Origin of the sequence: Okeania sp. SIO1H4, from assembly GCF_010672695.1 — a bacterium.
Taxonomy (GTDB): domain Bacteria; phylum Cyanobacteriota; class Cyanobacteriia; order Cyanobacteriales; family Microcoleaceae; genus Okeania; species Okeania hirsuta.
The window spans coordinates 1-14514 of sequence record NZ_JAAHGB010000113.1; the positions used below are offsets into that span (position 1 = coordinate 1).

Below are 14514 nucleotides of genomic sequence, written 5' to 3' on the forward strand. Positions count from 1 at the left end.
ACGGTTTAGTCCAGTCAATGCCCGCACTGAGGCGGTCTTCTTTTAGCACCCGATTCAGATCTAACATTGTCCCATCTCAAACACCCTATTAACTTTACTTTACCTTATAAAGCGACAAGTCTATTATGTCCACTGAGCTTGGAATAATATCATGTCTGTTGCCCTGTGTTTGCGTAAAAACTCAAGAGATATAGCAACCGACTTGTTGGTGTTTTACAATTAGTGCGAGCATCTTGCTCGCGTCGTAAATCATCATAATTACCCGATGTTCTAACTATAGTAGCGACTGATATATCTACCCTAAATTTGTCGTAAATCATCATAATTAGGGTTTGCGGAATAAAGTATTCTGGTAGGAGTCAGAAGTAAGGAAAAATGGGGAATTTAGATGAGGTAGGAGTAAGAATTGTCCCTCAATTTCCCTCTTTTCAGAAGCTCTCTACTATGCAATATCTATACTACCGAATTGGAAATAGCTTGACGTTGAGCTACAAATAACTCTTGAATTCCTGCTTCTGCTAAATCTAGAATTTGATTAAGTTGAGTACGACTAAAGCTACCTGTTTCTGCCGTTCCCTGAACTTCAATTAAAGCAGGTTTATCATTCATCACCACATTAAAATCAATTTCTGCCGCTACATCTTCAGTGTAATTCAAATCCAAAAATTCTTTCCCCTCCAATAACCCTACTGACACAGCAGCAACCTGATGCAAAATAGGCGATCGCTCCAACTCTCCTTGCTGCATCAACTTATTAATAGCATTCGCCACTGCTACAAACCCCCCAGTAATAGAAGTAGTACGAGTACCCGCATCTGCTTGCAAAACATCAGCATCTACAATAATAGTGCGTTCCCCTAATAAATTCATATCCAGAGATGCTCTCAAACTACGTCCGATCAACCTTTGAATTTCTTGAGTGCGTCCAGAAAGTTTCATAAATTCTCTTTGTTGGCGTTGGGGAGTTGCACCAGGTAACATTCTATATTCAGCAGTTAACCAACCTTGTCCCGTGTCTGCCAAAAACTTAGGTACTCCTGGTTGGATAGTGACAGTGCAAAGTACCTTTGTCTCGCCACACTTAGTTAAAACAGAACTGGTAGCAAATTTAGTATAATCTAATTCAAAACTGACAGGACGCAATTGCTCTGGTTGTCTGCCATCAGGACGTTGCCAAGACATAGATATCTATAAAATTGATTAATTAATAAACTACTGAGAATTACTGAAAAATTCAGGTATAAAGCCTCTCAATTCATCCAATCCTCTTAATTTTATCAGAAGAGGTAATTCTAAATTCTAAATTCTAAATTCTAAATTCTAAATTCTAAATTCTAAATTCTTGAAATTGTTGTAATATTTGTTGTTGAACTTGGGTAATTTGTTGTTCCCCATCAATAGTGAGTAATCTTTGACGATATTCATAATATTCCAAAATAGGAATAGTACGCTCATAGAATAACTCTACCCGACGTCGCACAATTTCTGGGTCATCATCAGCACGCGATCGCTGTAGACATCGATTCATCAGTATCTTCTCAGATACCTGTAAATAAATTGCCCAGTTTAGCTTTTGCCCTAAATCATCTAATAAAAAATTTAGTTCTTCCGCCTGAAAAGCAGTTCTCGGATAACCATCAATTAACCAACCCTGGCTAACATCAGACTGTAAAAGTCGTTGACGAACAAACTGGATCATTGTTTGGTCTGGTACTAACTCCCCCTTTTCTACATAAAGCTGCGCCATCTGGCCTAATGTTGTTTGAGTAGCGATCGCTTCTCTAAGTAAATCGCCAATAGAAATTAAAGGAATCTGTAAATGATTACATAACCATTGTGCTTGAGTTCCTTTCCCAGCACCTGGACCACCTAAAATTATCAGTCTCACAGTCCCTCAACTTGATTAGTCACAATACAATACTTGATTATTTTATATATCTATATAGATAGCAGCATTAACAGGACTTACACAAAAAGTGGAATTATATACAATTTGTAGAGGTTAACTGCCGTCACCCCCTACTAGATATGGTGGTTATGCGTAAGTCCTGATTAATTGATTTATCAAAAACTCAGATATATATAATAGCAATCAGGAATCAGTTGTGAGAATTTGACTGTTCCTTATAATGTCCATGTGCTTTTTTCTTCTTCCCTGTTCCCTGTTCCCTGCTCCCTGTTCCCTGTTCCCTGTTCCCTGTTCCCTGTTCCCTGTTCCCTGTTCCCTAAAAGTTTCCAATATCTCACAACCTAAATCATATTGCTATAGAACCCATTTGGTATTTTTAGTCATAATTCATCATTAACAGGACTTATGCATAACCACCACCTATGGTAGGAGTATACGGCCGTTAACCCCTACAAATGGTGTATAACTTCTTTTTTGCATAAGTCCTGATTAAGTGTTTTGGTAGTCCTAACATAGTCAGGATAGAGAATCTCAGAACTATCCGTTGACTCTTGTGTTCCCTATTACCTATTTATTTGAATTGGACATACATATAGTGTTAAATTTATAGTATAATCAAAAAAAGCACTATATATTGTAAAACAAGTATTGTCCTTGGGCAATGTTTCAGTCCAGCTTACAAACTGGAAAAATTCAGTATATTACCAAAAATAGATTTCTCAATTTTAATTTTCATAATGGTTGCACAACTACAAACCCCTTCTATAAATATTCCTAGCGATCTACCATACACTGTTCCAGGTCTGGTGCAAGTATTCACAAGTGGTCAGCGCAATTTCTTTACTGATGTTATGGCTCAAGCTTTGAGGATAGCTGGCCAAGGAACTCCTGTGTTGATTGTACAGTTTCTCAAAGGAGGAATTAACCAGGGACATGATCATCCAATGCAACTAGGACAAAATCTGGATTGGCTTCGTTGTGGTCTTCGTGGTTGTATTGATACGCCGGATATAGATGAAAGTCAGAAAAATTCATTACTGGACTTGTGGGTCTATACTCAAAAGGTTGTAGATGAAGGAAAGTATGAGTTAGTAGTTCTTGATGAATTAAGCGTAGCTATTAATTTTGCCTTAATTCCAGACATTGAAGTAATAGAGTTTCTAGAAAAACGTCCTGTTCATGTAGATGTAATTTTGACAGGCCCAGATATGCCAGAGGCAATTTTGGACATGGCAGACCAAATTACTAAAATTCGTCGCAGTCACAGGCCATAAGAAAGAAAGTTTTAATCAGGGTCTGCTGAAAAAATTGGTTAGTGGGGGTAGGACACGGGGACGGGTCGATTTGTGGGGAACAGGCAATGGTTTCGGTCATTTTATGTTAAGAAATTTTCTTGAATTTCAGCATAAAATTTCAGTAAATTGATGCTAATAAGAGCCAATAACTAGGAGATAAGTTAAATATAAAAAGCTCCATTACCGTAAGCTATCCTGACTTTTAGCTTTATTCAGCAAGCTCTAATTATCTAGGAGAGAGGGAAAAAGGAAGAGGTTTTGCTTTCCCAATTCTCTCTTTACCAAGATTAAAATATTAGAATTACTGCCTAATCCTTTATTAAACCATTTATCGTACATTTTTCCTACATTTTCTTGAAAGTAGGTAGTAGGGAGTAGGGTTTCTAGGAATAATATATCTTCACGGTTGTGCCTAGAATTGTTAAAAATATTATTGAAGTTTACTTATTAGTTAATAACTGAAATTTTGAGGGAGTACAGCATTAATGTTTATGAATTAGTATAAGTTGATGCTTGTAGAGAAATAATTTTTGTTGTTGTAGAAAATTATCTTTGTGAAAAAATCTTGCAGCTATGATTTTCTTCTAAATTCTGTCTCCTGACTCCTGAGTCCTGACTTCTTCTTCGGAGAAGATAAATCCATACTTTAATTAGAAGAATATTTCTGTTACTATAGTTACACTAAATTCAGAATGTTTAGTTATTGAGCATGAAACAGATATTTTTGGCAGTGCTGACTGTCGTTACGCTCCTATCCATACCATCACCTGCAAGGTCAAATCAACTTAATAATCTTTACGAAAGTTGCTACAAAGATGGAAATAGTCAGAGTTGTGGGAGATTAGGTAGCCTGTGCAGACAAGGAAATGCGCGAGCTTGTAACTTAGTTAATACTGCCAGTAGAGCTGGTATTGGTCAGATTAACTATTATTGCCGACAGCGAAATAATAACCGCGCCTGTAATTTTTTGCGCCAGGTTAATCAAGCAGGTGGTCCTAGCAACTTAGCTCGTTTGTGCAGTCAGGGTAGTGGCGGAGCTTGCAATGCTCTGAGTGTTATTGCTTGCTATGCGGCAGAGAATTCTAGAGCTGGCAGACCTCCAAAGTGTCGCCTCCTCAATTAGCGGGGACTTTAGATTTGTTTGTTTGGCCTGGTTAATTTTCATGCAACTAGAAAAATGTCAGGCGATCGCTAATTTTTGATTTTTTAACAGGGTGCGTTAGATGGGAGTAGGGGAGTGGGGGAGTAGGGGAGTATAGGAGTGGGGGAGTAGGGGAGATAAAGACACCTAGAAATAAAAATAAGAGTACACAGTTTGAGCTGCGTCAGTCTACTAGATTTATATTCCTTGTACAAATAGTCTCTAAGACTTGACAACATTTATCAAATGATGAAGTAAATTAATATTGGACAACTAAAGAATTGATGGGGATTTATACTATAGGGTATCAAATATAGTTAAATTAAATTATGCGAATATTACAGATAGTACCATCTATTTCTCTTGTTTATGGTGGTCCTAGTCAAATGGTATTAGGACTTTCTACTGCTCTTGCTGCTCAAAATATAGATGTTACTATTCTCACTACAGATTCTAATGGAGATATAGGTCAACCACCTTTAGATGTTCCTCTTGATAAACCTGTTAGACAAAATGGTTATCAAATTCGTTATTTTCGTTGTTCTCCATTCCGTCGTTATAAATTTTCTCTGAAGTTATTACAATGGTTAAATCAACACGCTTCTGAATTTGATTTAGCTCATATTCATGCTCTTTTTTCACCAGTAACTACTATGGCTGCAACTATGGCTAGAGCTAACAATTTACCTTATATTTTAAGACCTTTAGGTACTTTAGACCCGGCTGATTTACGGAAAAAAAAATTACTCAAAAAAGTTTATGTTTCTCTGTTAGAAAAGCGGAATATTGCTCATGCAGCAGCACTTCATTTTACCAGTTTAGAAGAGGCAAAAGTTTCTGAAAGATTTGGTGTATCGACACGAGATTTAGTAATTCCTTTGGGTGTTAATCCCCCAGGTAATATTCAGGATGAAAAGTTAGTTAATTATCTTCAATCTCAAGCCATAGAAATTAAACATCCTGTGATTTTATTTATGTCTCGAATTGAACCTAAAAAAGGGCTAGATTTATTATTACCAGCTTTAGAAAAATTATTAGCAGAAGGGATAGATTTTCAATTTATTTTAGCAGGTGCTAATCCTCAAGATCCTAATTATGAAGCAAAAATTCGGTCACAAATAGAAGCTTCATCTCTTGCTAAATGTACAAAAATAACGGGGTTTGTTACAGGGGAAATTAAGGCAAGTTTATTACAGGTTGCTGATATATTTGTGTTGCCTTCTTATTATGAGAATTTTGGTATCGCAGTAGCAGAGGCAATGGTGGCAGGTACACCAGTAGTTATTTCCGATGGAGTTCATATTTGTCAAGATGTGGCAGATGCAAAAGCAGGTTGGGTTGGTAGTTGTAAAATAGAGGATATGGCTATATTAATTAAGTCAGCCTTGCAAAATGAAGCAGAAAGAAAACAACGAGGTTTGAATGCTAAAGAGTTAGCTAAAAAAAATTATAGTTGGGAAGCGATCGCTACACAAACTATTCAGGCTTATCAAAAAATTATTACCTAATTTACCCCATTATTTAGTTAACAGTTATCAGTTCACTTTTTCCAACTCCAATAGACTATTTTTTTTGCTAATTAAATGGATTTGATATTAAGTGTTTGGGTTGGATTAGTATAGGTACTATCGGCTAAAGGGGATGACTTCTTTTCACCCAATTTTGGAAGATATAGAAGTCGAAGAAAAGGGCGTAGACATATCAAAAGCTTAAAATTTAGACTACACAAGATTTTTGCTTCTTGTTTGTTACTTCTGCTATACAGTTTCAATACTGAAACACTTATTTAGTGCTAATAAATAACTGTTTAAACCCTCGGTAATACACCTGATATAGCAGTCGAAGCAAAGATTAGGACAGATAAAAGCTTAAAACTCAGACAACGCAAGATTTCTCCTTCTTCCTTCTTCCTTCTTCCTTCTGCTATAACTGACAACTGTTCGTTATTAATTGATTTAAGTCTAAATCGTTATCATCAAAAATTTTTATCTATTAAAAAACTTTTGATTTTTTACAAATAGTAAATAACCACATTTTACTTACTTTTCATGATTTTGATTACTTCTATATTTTCTAGACTTTTTTTTAGTCTCCTGATGGTTTTCTGACTGAGCTTGAAAAATTGCTGAAGCTTTCTCTACAGGCACTTCCAATATCTGACACAAACGAGTTAAAAATGTTTGTTCTTTACCAGAGAAAACTCCATCTATTAGGATTAGATCGATAGCTAATGCAAATGCTGTTTCTTTATATTCTGGATGTAGCGCATCGTTGGCTATAGCAACTAAATTATTCATACCTTTTTCACTGAGTAAATTGAGCAATCTATCTAGCATATTTGTAATCTGTTTTTCTGAATAGCCTTTAAACATTTCCATTTGCGCCAAAAGTACTATAACTCTTTCTGTTTCTTGATCTAAAAGATAACCATCTGAGGCAATGGCAGATACTGCAATAGCACCTATTGCTTCTTGTTGTGAGAATGCCATTCGATTTGGATTGTAAACTCCAAGAACCTTATTTAATAAACTCATGTTAGGCTTTGCCTCCCAATTTATTGTTTGTTTATTTCTTTACTATTTTATCTTGTATAACAGCTTTTAATAGTTTATTGGTTCTATCACAGGATTTTTTTTTTGTCAACTAGACTATTGTGACAAATTGATCATTAATTAAGAATATTTAAAGTTGTGCGGAAATTCTGAATAAAAAACCAAATTTATTGATATATTAAGAACAATATTGTGAATCAATTTGGCTTTTTTTATGATGTTCAACACTGCTCTAACTCCTTGTTTTTATCTTGAATTTTGAGGTATGATTAATATCATATCCTGATAATTAGCGTGCAAAAAAATTCTCCTATTGCTCTATTTTTATCCTGCCTTATTTCTTCTTTTTTAATTAAACTATTTTGACAAATTGATCATTAATTAAGAGTATCAAAGTTGTGCGGAAATTTTGAATGAAAAACCAAGTTGATTGATCTATTAAGAATAATATTTTGGGTGCATCTCATATTTGCAAAAATACTTTTTTTCCTATATATTCCCTATTACCTATTTCCTATTCCCTATTCCCTGTTCCCTATTCCCTAAAAGCGAGAATTTTTTGGCTTTATTCAAAATTGAGATGCACCCAATATTTTGAATCAAGTTAGCTTTTTTTATGATGTTCAATACTGCTCTAACTCCTTTTTTCTATCTTGAATTTTGAGGTAGTCTTAATATCATGTCCGGATAATTAGCGTGCAAAAATTTTATCCTATTGCTCCATTTTTATTCTGCCTTCTTTCTTCTTATTTAATTAGACTATTTTGACAAATTGATCATTAATTAAGAATATTTAAAGGTGTGCAAAAATTCTGAATAAAAAACCAAGTTGATTAATCTATTAAGAATAATATTTTGGGTGCATCTCATATTTGCAAAAATACTTTTTTTCCTATATATTCCCTGTTCCCTATTCCCTATTCCCTATTCCCTATTCCCTATTCCCTATTCCCTAAAAGCGAGAATTTTTTGGCTTTATTCAAAATTGAGATGCACCCAATATTTTGAATCAAGTTAGCTTTTTTTATGATGTTCAACACTGCTCTAACTCCTTTTTTCTATCTTGAATTTTGAGGTAGTCTTAATATCATGTCCGGATAATTATCCTGGGAAAACTTTATCCTCTTGTTCCATCTTCCATCTTCCATCTTTCTTCCTTCTTCCTTTTTCCCTGCTGACTCCTGACTCCCTCATAAGATTGACATTCTGACTTCTTAATTTATTCCGACATTTAATCATTCCCTAATGGAGTTAAAAGCAAACTTCCTGTTTCTGGAAATCCCAATTTATTAGACTTATCAAATCGCCAATGTTGCTGATAACGACTAAGAAAATTCTGACCAACAATCCCATCAATACCTATTAAATCAAGAATTTGATTATCAATAATAATCCCATCCAATTGAGATACTTCATGCTGTTGTAAACTCACAGTATCCAACTGTGTTTTCTGAGCAATTTCAGTACCACAAAATCCTAAGACATCTATTTTTTCTGCATTAGCAATATCAATTCCTAATTCATTTGCTAAATTCCGAGATAAAACCATTAAATCTGCTCCTGTATCTAATAGAAATAGAAAAGGTCCTTTACCATTAATTTTTACCTCAGCTAACATAACTCCCATTCTACCTATCAAAGGAATAGTATTATTAACAGAAGAAGAAGGAGGTAGTAACTCCAACTGAGAAGTTTGAGGATTAATAATTACATCAAAACCTTTGAGAAAATCTAAACCTAAAACACCTGATAAATTACCAGGAATAGCTGTCTTAGACAAACCCATTCCTTGCAAACCATTTACTGTAGCTGCATCAACTGTTATTGTAGGTAAAGTATGTATATTAGCATTAACATTTGAACAGTCATCACCGACAACAAAGTAAGATAATAAATCATTGGGAATAGGAGTACTTGCTAAACCCAAATTTTGAGCTATTTTGCTATCTATAATTGTATTAGAAGCACCTGTATCTAATAAAAAATTTTTAGTTTCCCCTGCCACTATTACTGGAAGAGTAAATACCTGACTATTTGTAAGTTTTTCAAGCTTGACAGTAGCTTTTCCTTGACTCAGAATTTCTGGTAAACTAGCTCCACTTATTTCTAATAATGCTTCCATTCTTTGATTAGCATCTGGGCGAAATTTACCATCTGGAGCTAACATTATTACTCTCATTGTGCATTGCATAGAAGCTACTTGTATCGTTTCTAAAGATGCTTCTGTGGGTTTAACTATTTTTCTGAGACATTGAGTGAGTTCTTGTAGAACTTCTTGGGATAGTCTACTAGGTTTTGATGATGGTATTTGAGCAAGGGTAGTAGGATGATTTTGTTCGCTAAAGTTGGGTTGAGGTGTAAAAAGAAAACCAATAATTCCTATGACTGAAATAATTAATTTAATTGAGGTAGTTTTTGGCATAATATCAAATCCGATAGCAAAATAGTCAGTCCTCAGTCCTCAGTCCTCAGGAGTTATAAATAGATTGGTGTGAGGTACACCAAATAGGAACCTTAATAATTGGACATCATAAGAAGTGGAAATAATCTATTAATCTAGGGAAAAAGAACAATCAACAGTTTGTTAATATACCTCATTATAGATTAATAGAGATGTTAAGATATAAAGCTCAGATTAATTGGGTTCAAAGTAATAATTACTGAAGAATCATATACATCACAATCAATTTCTTTACATAAATATTAATTACCAACATAAGGTGAATCAAAACCGATATTTAAAGGGAAAAGAATGGCTAGAGGATTGTATAAAACAGGAGATAATAAGTTATTAAATGCTGATGTGAATGGAGCATTTAATATTATTAGAAAAGTAATTCCCGATGTTTTTGGGGAATAAAGAGTTTGCCGTTTAACCCTGTAATGCTTGACTCACTATGAATGACTAGACTTTCAGACTTTTGAGTAAGTTTAGTTGAGCGGTAAGTTCAACAATTAATCATTAACAATTAATAATTACTTCCCCTTAAAACAAGAGGATTGACAAAAAGGATTTTTTTCTCCTTGATAGTTAGAGGAAATATTTTTCCCACTGTTTCATTTTCCTTGTTCCCTACTATAATATATAGCAATTTCCATAATTCTGAGGCTTTAGGAAATAGGTAAAACAAGGAGGAAAAAGACAACTGTAATTCACACTTCCCGATCGACACTATAATACTCTTCTATTTATTAGATTTAATAACAGAAGTCAAAAACATCAAATATAAATATTATAGAAGAAAAAAATTAAATTTTACTTTGGCTGCGAGGTCTATTAGACATAGGCGTGAAAATCAAAAATATAATCAATTATTATCTATAAATTATCAATTATTTCCCCCTACTCCCTCTTTTATAGATAGATATATCTATTGTTCAATGCTTTGTTTCTGCTTCTTTTTTAATCGATTAATAAACCTATTAAGTCGCTCTAAATATTCATCACCACCAATAGCAGCAACATCATTATGATCTGCACCTAAAACTATATATAAATCTTTAATTTTAGCAGGAGTAACTGCAAATAATTTTTCGCTCATATAGGCAGGAACCGATCCATCTTCCCTGCCATGAATTAACATAATAGGTATGTCTAATTTCCGTAATTTTGTAATTGAGTCAAATATTTGATGTAAGATTAATTTGATTGGAAAAAATCTATACATACCTCCCCTATAATCCACCATCCCTTGCATAGAAGTAAAAGAACTTTGAATAATTAATCCAGCCATTTTCGGATATCTTGTAGCCAACTCAATAGCAATAGCACCTCCCAAAGAATGACCATAAACCAGTATATTTTGTGGATTAATTTCTCTTTGATTAACTAAATAATTCCAGACAATTTCTACATCTTGATAAATCTGTGCTTCACTAGGGAAATTCCCTTTACTTCGCCCATAACCACGATAATCTATCAATAAAACATCAAAACCTAATTTCTGAAATCTATAAGCTTGTTCAACATTCGCTCCAATATTAATACCATTACCATGCAAATATAACAGCACACCCTGAAAATTTGATACCTCAGAATTAGCAGGTATCCACCATCCATGTATTTGCTCCAACTTGCCTTTTTTCTTAGAAGCATATAACCAAACATCTTCATAGGAAAGATTTACATCTTTCGGCGTTATTTTTATAACAGAACTAGGGACAAACATAAATCGCTGCTGTAAAAATACCAAAAATATACAGACAGCAACATAAGCGATCGCCAAAACTATCCCAACAATTAAAACCAACTTTGCAACGAAAAAAGAATAAAATTGCCACATAATAAAAATCGGCAGTTAGGTTTTGATTAACCAATAATTTTCTCAACACCTAACGCCTCATAAATAATAACTAAAAACCAACTTTCTAAAGGCGAGGCAGAAGTTTATACCAATCATTAGATTGTTCATAAACATGAGCAACTTCAAATAATAAAGCCTCCTTCAAAACATTACCAATTAATTGCATACCAATAGGTAAACCTTTTTCATCAAAACCACAAGGTAAACTCAAAGCAGGTAAACCAGCCAAATTAACTGGAATAGTCATTAAATCAGACAAATACATACTCAGTGGGTCATCAGTCTTTTCACCCGCCTTAAAAGCAGTAGTCGGAGCAGTGGGACAAGCCAAAATATCCACCTGAGCAAAAGCCTTATCAAAATCTTCCTTAATCAAAGTCCGGACTTTTTGAGCCTTAAGATAATAAGCATCATAATATCCAGCCGACAAAGCATAAGTACCAATCATAATTCGGCGCTTAACTTCCGTACCAAAACCCTCAGCACGAGTCTGAGCATACATCTCCAAAAGATTTTCCGACTTAGGAGCGCGAAAACCATATTTCACCCCATCGTAACGAGCTAAATTTGCTGAAGCTTCCGATGGGGCAATAATATAATAAGTAGGCAAACCGTAGCGGAACCGAGGACAAGAAACAACCTGAATTTCCGCTCCCAACTCCTGTAACTGTTCCACTGCCTTAGTAAAAGCTTGATTAACAACTGGGTCTAAACCCTCACCAAAAGTTTCTTGAATTAGACCAATTCTAATTTGCCCCTTTGGTCTTAAATTCGGTCTCAGGTTCCTAGTATAATTTGGGATAGACACATTAAGACTCGTAGAATCTTTAGGGTCATAACCAGCGATCGCCTGTAACAAAATCGCAGCATCTTCAACAGTCCTACCAAAAGGCCCTATTTGGTCTAAAGAAGAAGCAAAAGCCACCAACCCATAGCGAGAAACCAGACCATAAGTAGGCTTCATACCTACCACACCACAAAAAGATGCTGGTTGACGAATAGAACCACCAGTATCTGAACCCAATGCAACTACAGACTCTTGAGATGCCACTGCTGCGGCCGACCCCCCAGAAGAACCACCAGGCACTCGTTCCACATCCCACGGGTTAGCCGTAACTTGATAAGCAGAATTTTCCGTCGAACTACCCATGGCAAATTCATCTAGATTTGTCTTACCCAGAATAACTGCACCAGAATCTAAAAGTTTTTGAGTCACAGTCGATTCATAAGGAGGAATAAAATTTTCTAGAATCTTAGAACCACAAGTAGTAGGGATACCTCGGGTGCACATATTGTCCTTCACAGCGATGGGAATCCCTGCTAATTGTCCAATTTTCTCTCCTGCAGCAATTTGGGCATCCACCTGACGGGCCTGTTCTATGGCCTTTTCTGCCGTGACACAGATAAAGCTTTTCAACTTTGGCTCCAACTGGCTGATGCGTTTTAGGGCCTCTTGGGTAATTTCTACAGCAGAGCGTTCTTTACTTATTAGTTGTTGATGCAGCTCGCTAATGGATGCCATGCCTATACCATCATTCCTAAAGTTCAGCTATTAGATTATAGGGTTAATTGAATTAACTATAAATAATTAACTATCAAAAATTCCTATGGCAGGAAACAGGCAACAGGCAACAGTCGGAAAAATATTCCCCTGTCTCAAGAGCTTTATCATTACTATGTCCGCGCCCTGTCTATTGCTATACATAGCACTGCGCAAATAGGTTAGGGCAATTATAAACACTCATGCCGAGGGTCATTATGACTTTTGACTTTTAAATTTTAACTTTTGACTTTTGACTTAATCTATATATTCCAAGGTAGATTTTATCCGGAGATTGGCACATAGAGGTAGATAAGATTAAAAACTTCCATAATTTCCGAATAGGAGGTATGCCAGCAAAAGCTAGTTTGAAACCACATCTTACGGTAGAGGAATTGAAAATTCGCTACCGACAAGCTCCAGATACCATCGAATCTCGTCGGTGGCATCTCCTGCTTCTAATTGCTCAACAATGGTCTATTAAAAAAGCATCTCAAGTTGTGGGACTTAACTACGATTATGCTAAGGAAATTGTTGGGCGCTACAATAGGGAAGGGCCTGAATCTGTGAAAAATCGCAGTAAAGACCGTCAACCACCACCTGCTAAATCTTTGTTGACACCAGCTCAACAGCAGGAACTTTCAGAGGCTTTACAAGGGCCTGCTCCTGATGGTCAAGCATGGTCTGGTCCAAAAGTAGCCCGTTGGATTGCTCAGAAAACTGGTCGCGACCATGTCTGGCCTCAACGAGGTTGGGATTACTTAAAACGACTAGGCATTGACTGGAAAAAAAAGTAGAAAAATGTTGGATCTTATCTTAAATGGGATTTTGAATTGGAGAAATTGTTCTTTACAGGAATTTTAGATTTTTATCCTGCATTGCAGTGCTATTTAAGTTGTAAGGTTAAGTTGTAAGGAAAATATTTTGGAATTAAGAGAATTAAGAAACAAGGGTGCAGTTTCTGTTGTGTTAGGGACGAATATTAAGGACTGAGGTATGGCTAAGAAACCTCACTGTACCTAAATTCGGCAACAAATGCTTACATTAAAAGCTTTTCCGGAGCAAGAGCGAAAATCTTGATAAATTGAATGAAGGTTGTTGAGGCTATAAGTAATAAATAATGCTTGATATTATCAATTATTTATCTTTTCTGTGGCGGGTTTAATAACCCACTGTCAACGACGGGGATGCTTAAAATTGTTTGGGGTTTGTAGACACAAACGTAGCTTGTCGAAGACTATTCATAAGCAATTTTCTCTTATGCCTTCTACCTTCTTCAATGGCAATAACCTACAACATAAATATCCCAAGATTTCGTTGTTATGAAAATCAATATTTGTACAAAAATATGTTTAGTATTTGCTTTCTGTTTAGGGATTAATTTAACTATCAATAATCCCGCTTATGCTAGACCAAAATCTAGATTGCTTTGTGAAATTAAAGAAGAACTATGTCAAAGAAAGGAACAGAATGTATGTACAGAAAAAGAAAGCTGTTCTGAAAAAACAAAGCCAGTAGTCAAAGAAGTTTCACCCATAATTCGACCTAATAAATTTTATTGTGACCGGGGTAAAAATGGTATCCCAACTACTTTTGTCAAAACACCACAAGGTACTTATACAGTTATTCGTTGGGTTTCTAATTATTGGGACTTACACAACTTAACTGGCCAAATTAGACTATAATGCTTGTAAATCAATAATTTTACGTCGAAGCGATCGCAAGGAACGAAAGAAACAACCCCTACTGCAATGCCCCCTTGCTTTGAAAGGT

At 35.3% G+C, this 14514-nt stretch carries 14 protein-coding genes; 5 read left to right on the top strand and 9 right to left on the bottom strand.

From position 1 onward, the window contains the following. Positions 1–149: 149 nt before the first annotated feature. From F6K06_RS31785 to F6K06_RS31795, 3 genes are all read right to left on the bottom strand, one after another. Positions 150–323: a hypothetical protein gene (locus F6K06_RS31785; RefSeq protein WP_161564548.1), complete on the bottom strand. Its 174-nt coding sequence runs from the start codon at positions 321–323 to the stop codon at positions 150–152. 130 nt (positions 324–453) lie between these two features. After that, the gene (rph, locus tag F6K06_RS31790) at positions 454–1182 is read right to left on the bottom strand and encodes a ribonuclease PH (protein WP_124145236.1); all 729 of its coding nucleotides are present in this window, start codon (positions 1180–1182) and stop codon (positions 454–456) included. Positions 1183–1327: 145 nt separating this feature from the next. Further along, positions 1328–1888 (bottom strand): adenylate kinase, encoded by a 561-nt coding sequence (locus tag F6K06_RS31795; RefSeq protein WP_124145235.1) that lies wholly within the window; start codon positions 1886–1888, stop codon positions 1328–1330. Positions 1889–2646: 758 nt separating this feature from the next. Between F6K06_RS31795 and F6K06_RS31800 the strand changes: the two genes are divergently transcribed. The 3 genes from F6K06_RS31800 to hpsP all read left to right on the top strand — a co-directional run bounded on the left by F6K06_RS31800 (position 2647) and on the right by hpsP (position 5853). Next, positions 2647–3183, top strand: a complete 537-nt coding sequence (locus F6K06_RS31800) for a P-loop NTPase family protein (protein WP_124145234.1) — start codon at positions 2647–2649, stop codon at positions 3181–3183. A 730-nt stretch (positions 3184–3913) separates the two neighbouring features. Then, positions 3914–4327 carry a hypothetical protein gene (locus tag F6K06_RS31805; RefSeq protein WP_287244792.1) on the top strand — a complete coding sequence of 138 codons (414 nt, stop codon included), beginning with the start codon at positions 3914–3916 and terminating at the stop codon, positions 4325–4327. 347 nt (positions 4328–4674) lie between these two features. Continuing rightward, positions 4675–5853: a hormogonium polysaccharide biosynthesis glycosyltransferase HpsP gene (hpsP, locus tag F6K06_RS31810; protein WP_124145233.1), complete on the top strand. Its 1179-nt coding sequence runs from the start codon at positions 4675–4677 to the stop codon at positions 5851–5853. Between the two features lie 299 nt (positions 5854–6152). On the opposite strand, the gene F6K06_RS31815 is transcribed toward hpsP, so the two are convergent. The 6 genes from F6K06_RS31815 to gatA form a co-directional block, all read right to left on the bottom strand. Beyond that, on the bottom strand, positions 6153–6281 hold the full coding sequence (locus tag F6K06_RS31815; RefSeq protein WP_287309072.1) for a hypothetical protein: 129 nt from the start codon (positions 6279–6281) through the stop codon (positions 6153–6155). 103 nt (positions 6282–6384) lie between these two features. After that, positions 6385–6834, bottom strand: coding sequence for a tellurite resistance TerB family protein (locus tag F6K06_RS31820; protein WP_287309074.1), 450 nt, complete (start codon positions 6832–6834; stop codon positions 6385–6387). A 1164-nt stretch (positions 6835–7998) separates the two neighbouring features. Beyond that, positions 7999–8136 (bottom strand): hypothetical protein, encoded by a 138-nt coding sequence (locus tag F6K06_RS31825; RefSeq protein WP_161564547.1) that lies wholly within the window; start codon positions 8134–8136, stop codon positions 7999–8001. Next, positions 8129–9319, bottom strand: a complete 1191-nt coding sequence (locus F6K06_RS31830; RefSeq protein ID WP_124145231.1) for a retropepsin-like aspartic protease — start codon at positions 9317–9319, stop codon at positions 8129–8131. The genes F6K06_RS31825 and F6K06_RS31830 overlap by 8 nt, the downstream gene beginning before the upstream one ends. A 949-nt stretch (positions 9320–10268) precedes the next feature. Further along, positions 10269–11180 carry an alpha/beta hydrolase gene (locus tag F6K06_RS31835; protein WP_287244797.1) on the bottom strand — a complete coding sequence of 304 codons (912 nt, stop codon included), beginning with the start codon at positions 11178–11180 and terminating at the stop codon, positions 10269–10271. Positions 11181–11265: 85 nt separating this feature from the next. After that, positions 11266–12723 carry an Asp-tRNA(Asn)/Glu-tRNA(Gln) amidotransferase subunit GatA gene (gatA, locus tag F6K06_RS31840; protein ID WP_287244799.1) on the bottom strand — a complete coding sequence of 486 codons (1458 nt, stop codon included), beginning with the start codon at positions 12721–12723 and terminating at the stop codon, positions 11266–11268. 368 nt (positions 12724–13091) lie between these two features. Between gatA and F6K06_RS31845 the strand changes: the two genes are divergently transcribed. Both F6K06_RS31845 and F6K06_RS31850 read left to right on the top strand, forming a co-directional pair. Then, a complete protein-coding gene (locus tag F6K06_RS31845) occupies positions 13092–13538 on the top strand; it encodes a helix-turn-helix domain-containing protein (RefSeq protein WP_124146207.1) in 447 nt (148 codons plus the stop codon). 525 nt (positions 13539–14063) lie between these two features. After that, a complete protein-coding gene (locus F6K06_RS31850; RefSeq protein WP_124146208.1) occupies positions 14064–14426 on the top strand; it encodes a hypothetical protein in 363 nt (120 codons plus the stop codon). Positions 14427–14514: the final 88 nt, after the last annotated feature.

Excerpts from the sequence above, each read along its gene's own strand:
- F6K06_RS31785 (WP_161564548.1), bottom strand. The coding sequence starts at position 323 with ATGATGATTTACGACAAATTTAGGGTAGATATATCAGTCGCTACTATA.
- rph (WP_124145236.1), bottom strand. The coding sequence starts at position 1,182 with ATGTCTTGGCAACGTCCTGATGGCAGACAACCAGAGCAATTGCGTCCT.
- F6K06_RS31800 (WP_124145234.1), top strand. The coding sequence starts at position 2,647 with ATGGTTGCACAACTACAAACCCCTTCTATAAATATTCCTAGCGATCTA.
- F6K06_RS31805 (WP_287244792.1), top strand. The coding sequence starts at position 3,914 with ATGAAACAGATATTTTTGGCAGTGCTGACTGTCGTTACGCTCCTATCC.
- hpsP (WP_124145233.1), top strand. The coding sequence starts at position 4,675 with ATGCGAATATTACAGATAGTACCATCTATTTCTCTTGTTTATGGTGGT.
- F6K06_RS31820 (WP_287309074.1), bottom strand. The coding sequence starts at position 6,834 with ATGGCATTCTCACAACAAGAAGCAATAGGTGCTATTGCAGTATCTGCC.
- F6K06_RS31825 (WP_161564547.1), bottom strand. The coding sequence starts at position 8,136 with ATGATTAAATGTCGGAATAAATTAAGAAGTCAGAATGTCAATCTTATG.
- F6K06_RS31830 (WP_124145231.1), bottom strand. The coding sequence starts at position 9,319 with ATGCCAAAAACTACCTCAATTAAATTAATTATTTCAGTCATAGGAATT.
- F6K06_RS31835 (WP_287244797.1), bottom strand. The coding sequence starts at position 11,180 with ATGTGGCAATTTTATTCTTTTTTCGTTGCAAAGTTGGTTTTAATTGTT.
- gatA (WP_287244799.1), bottom strand. The coding sequence starts at position 12,723 with ATGGCATCCATTAGCGAGCTGCATCAACAACTAATAAGTAAAGAACGC.
- F6K06_RS31845 (WP_124146207.1), top strand. The coding sequence starts at position 13,092 with ATGCCAGCAAAAGCTAGTTTGAAACCACATCTTACGGTAGAGGAATTG.
- F6K06_RS31850 (WP_124146208.1), top strand. The coding sequence starts at position 14,064 with ATGAAAATCAATATTTGTACAAAAATATGTTTAGTATTTGCTTTCTGT.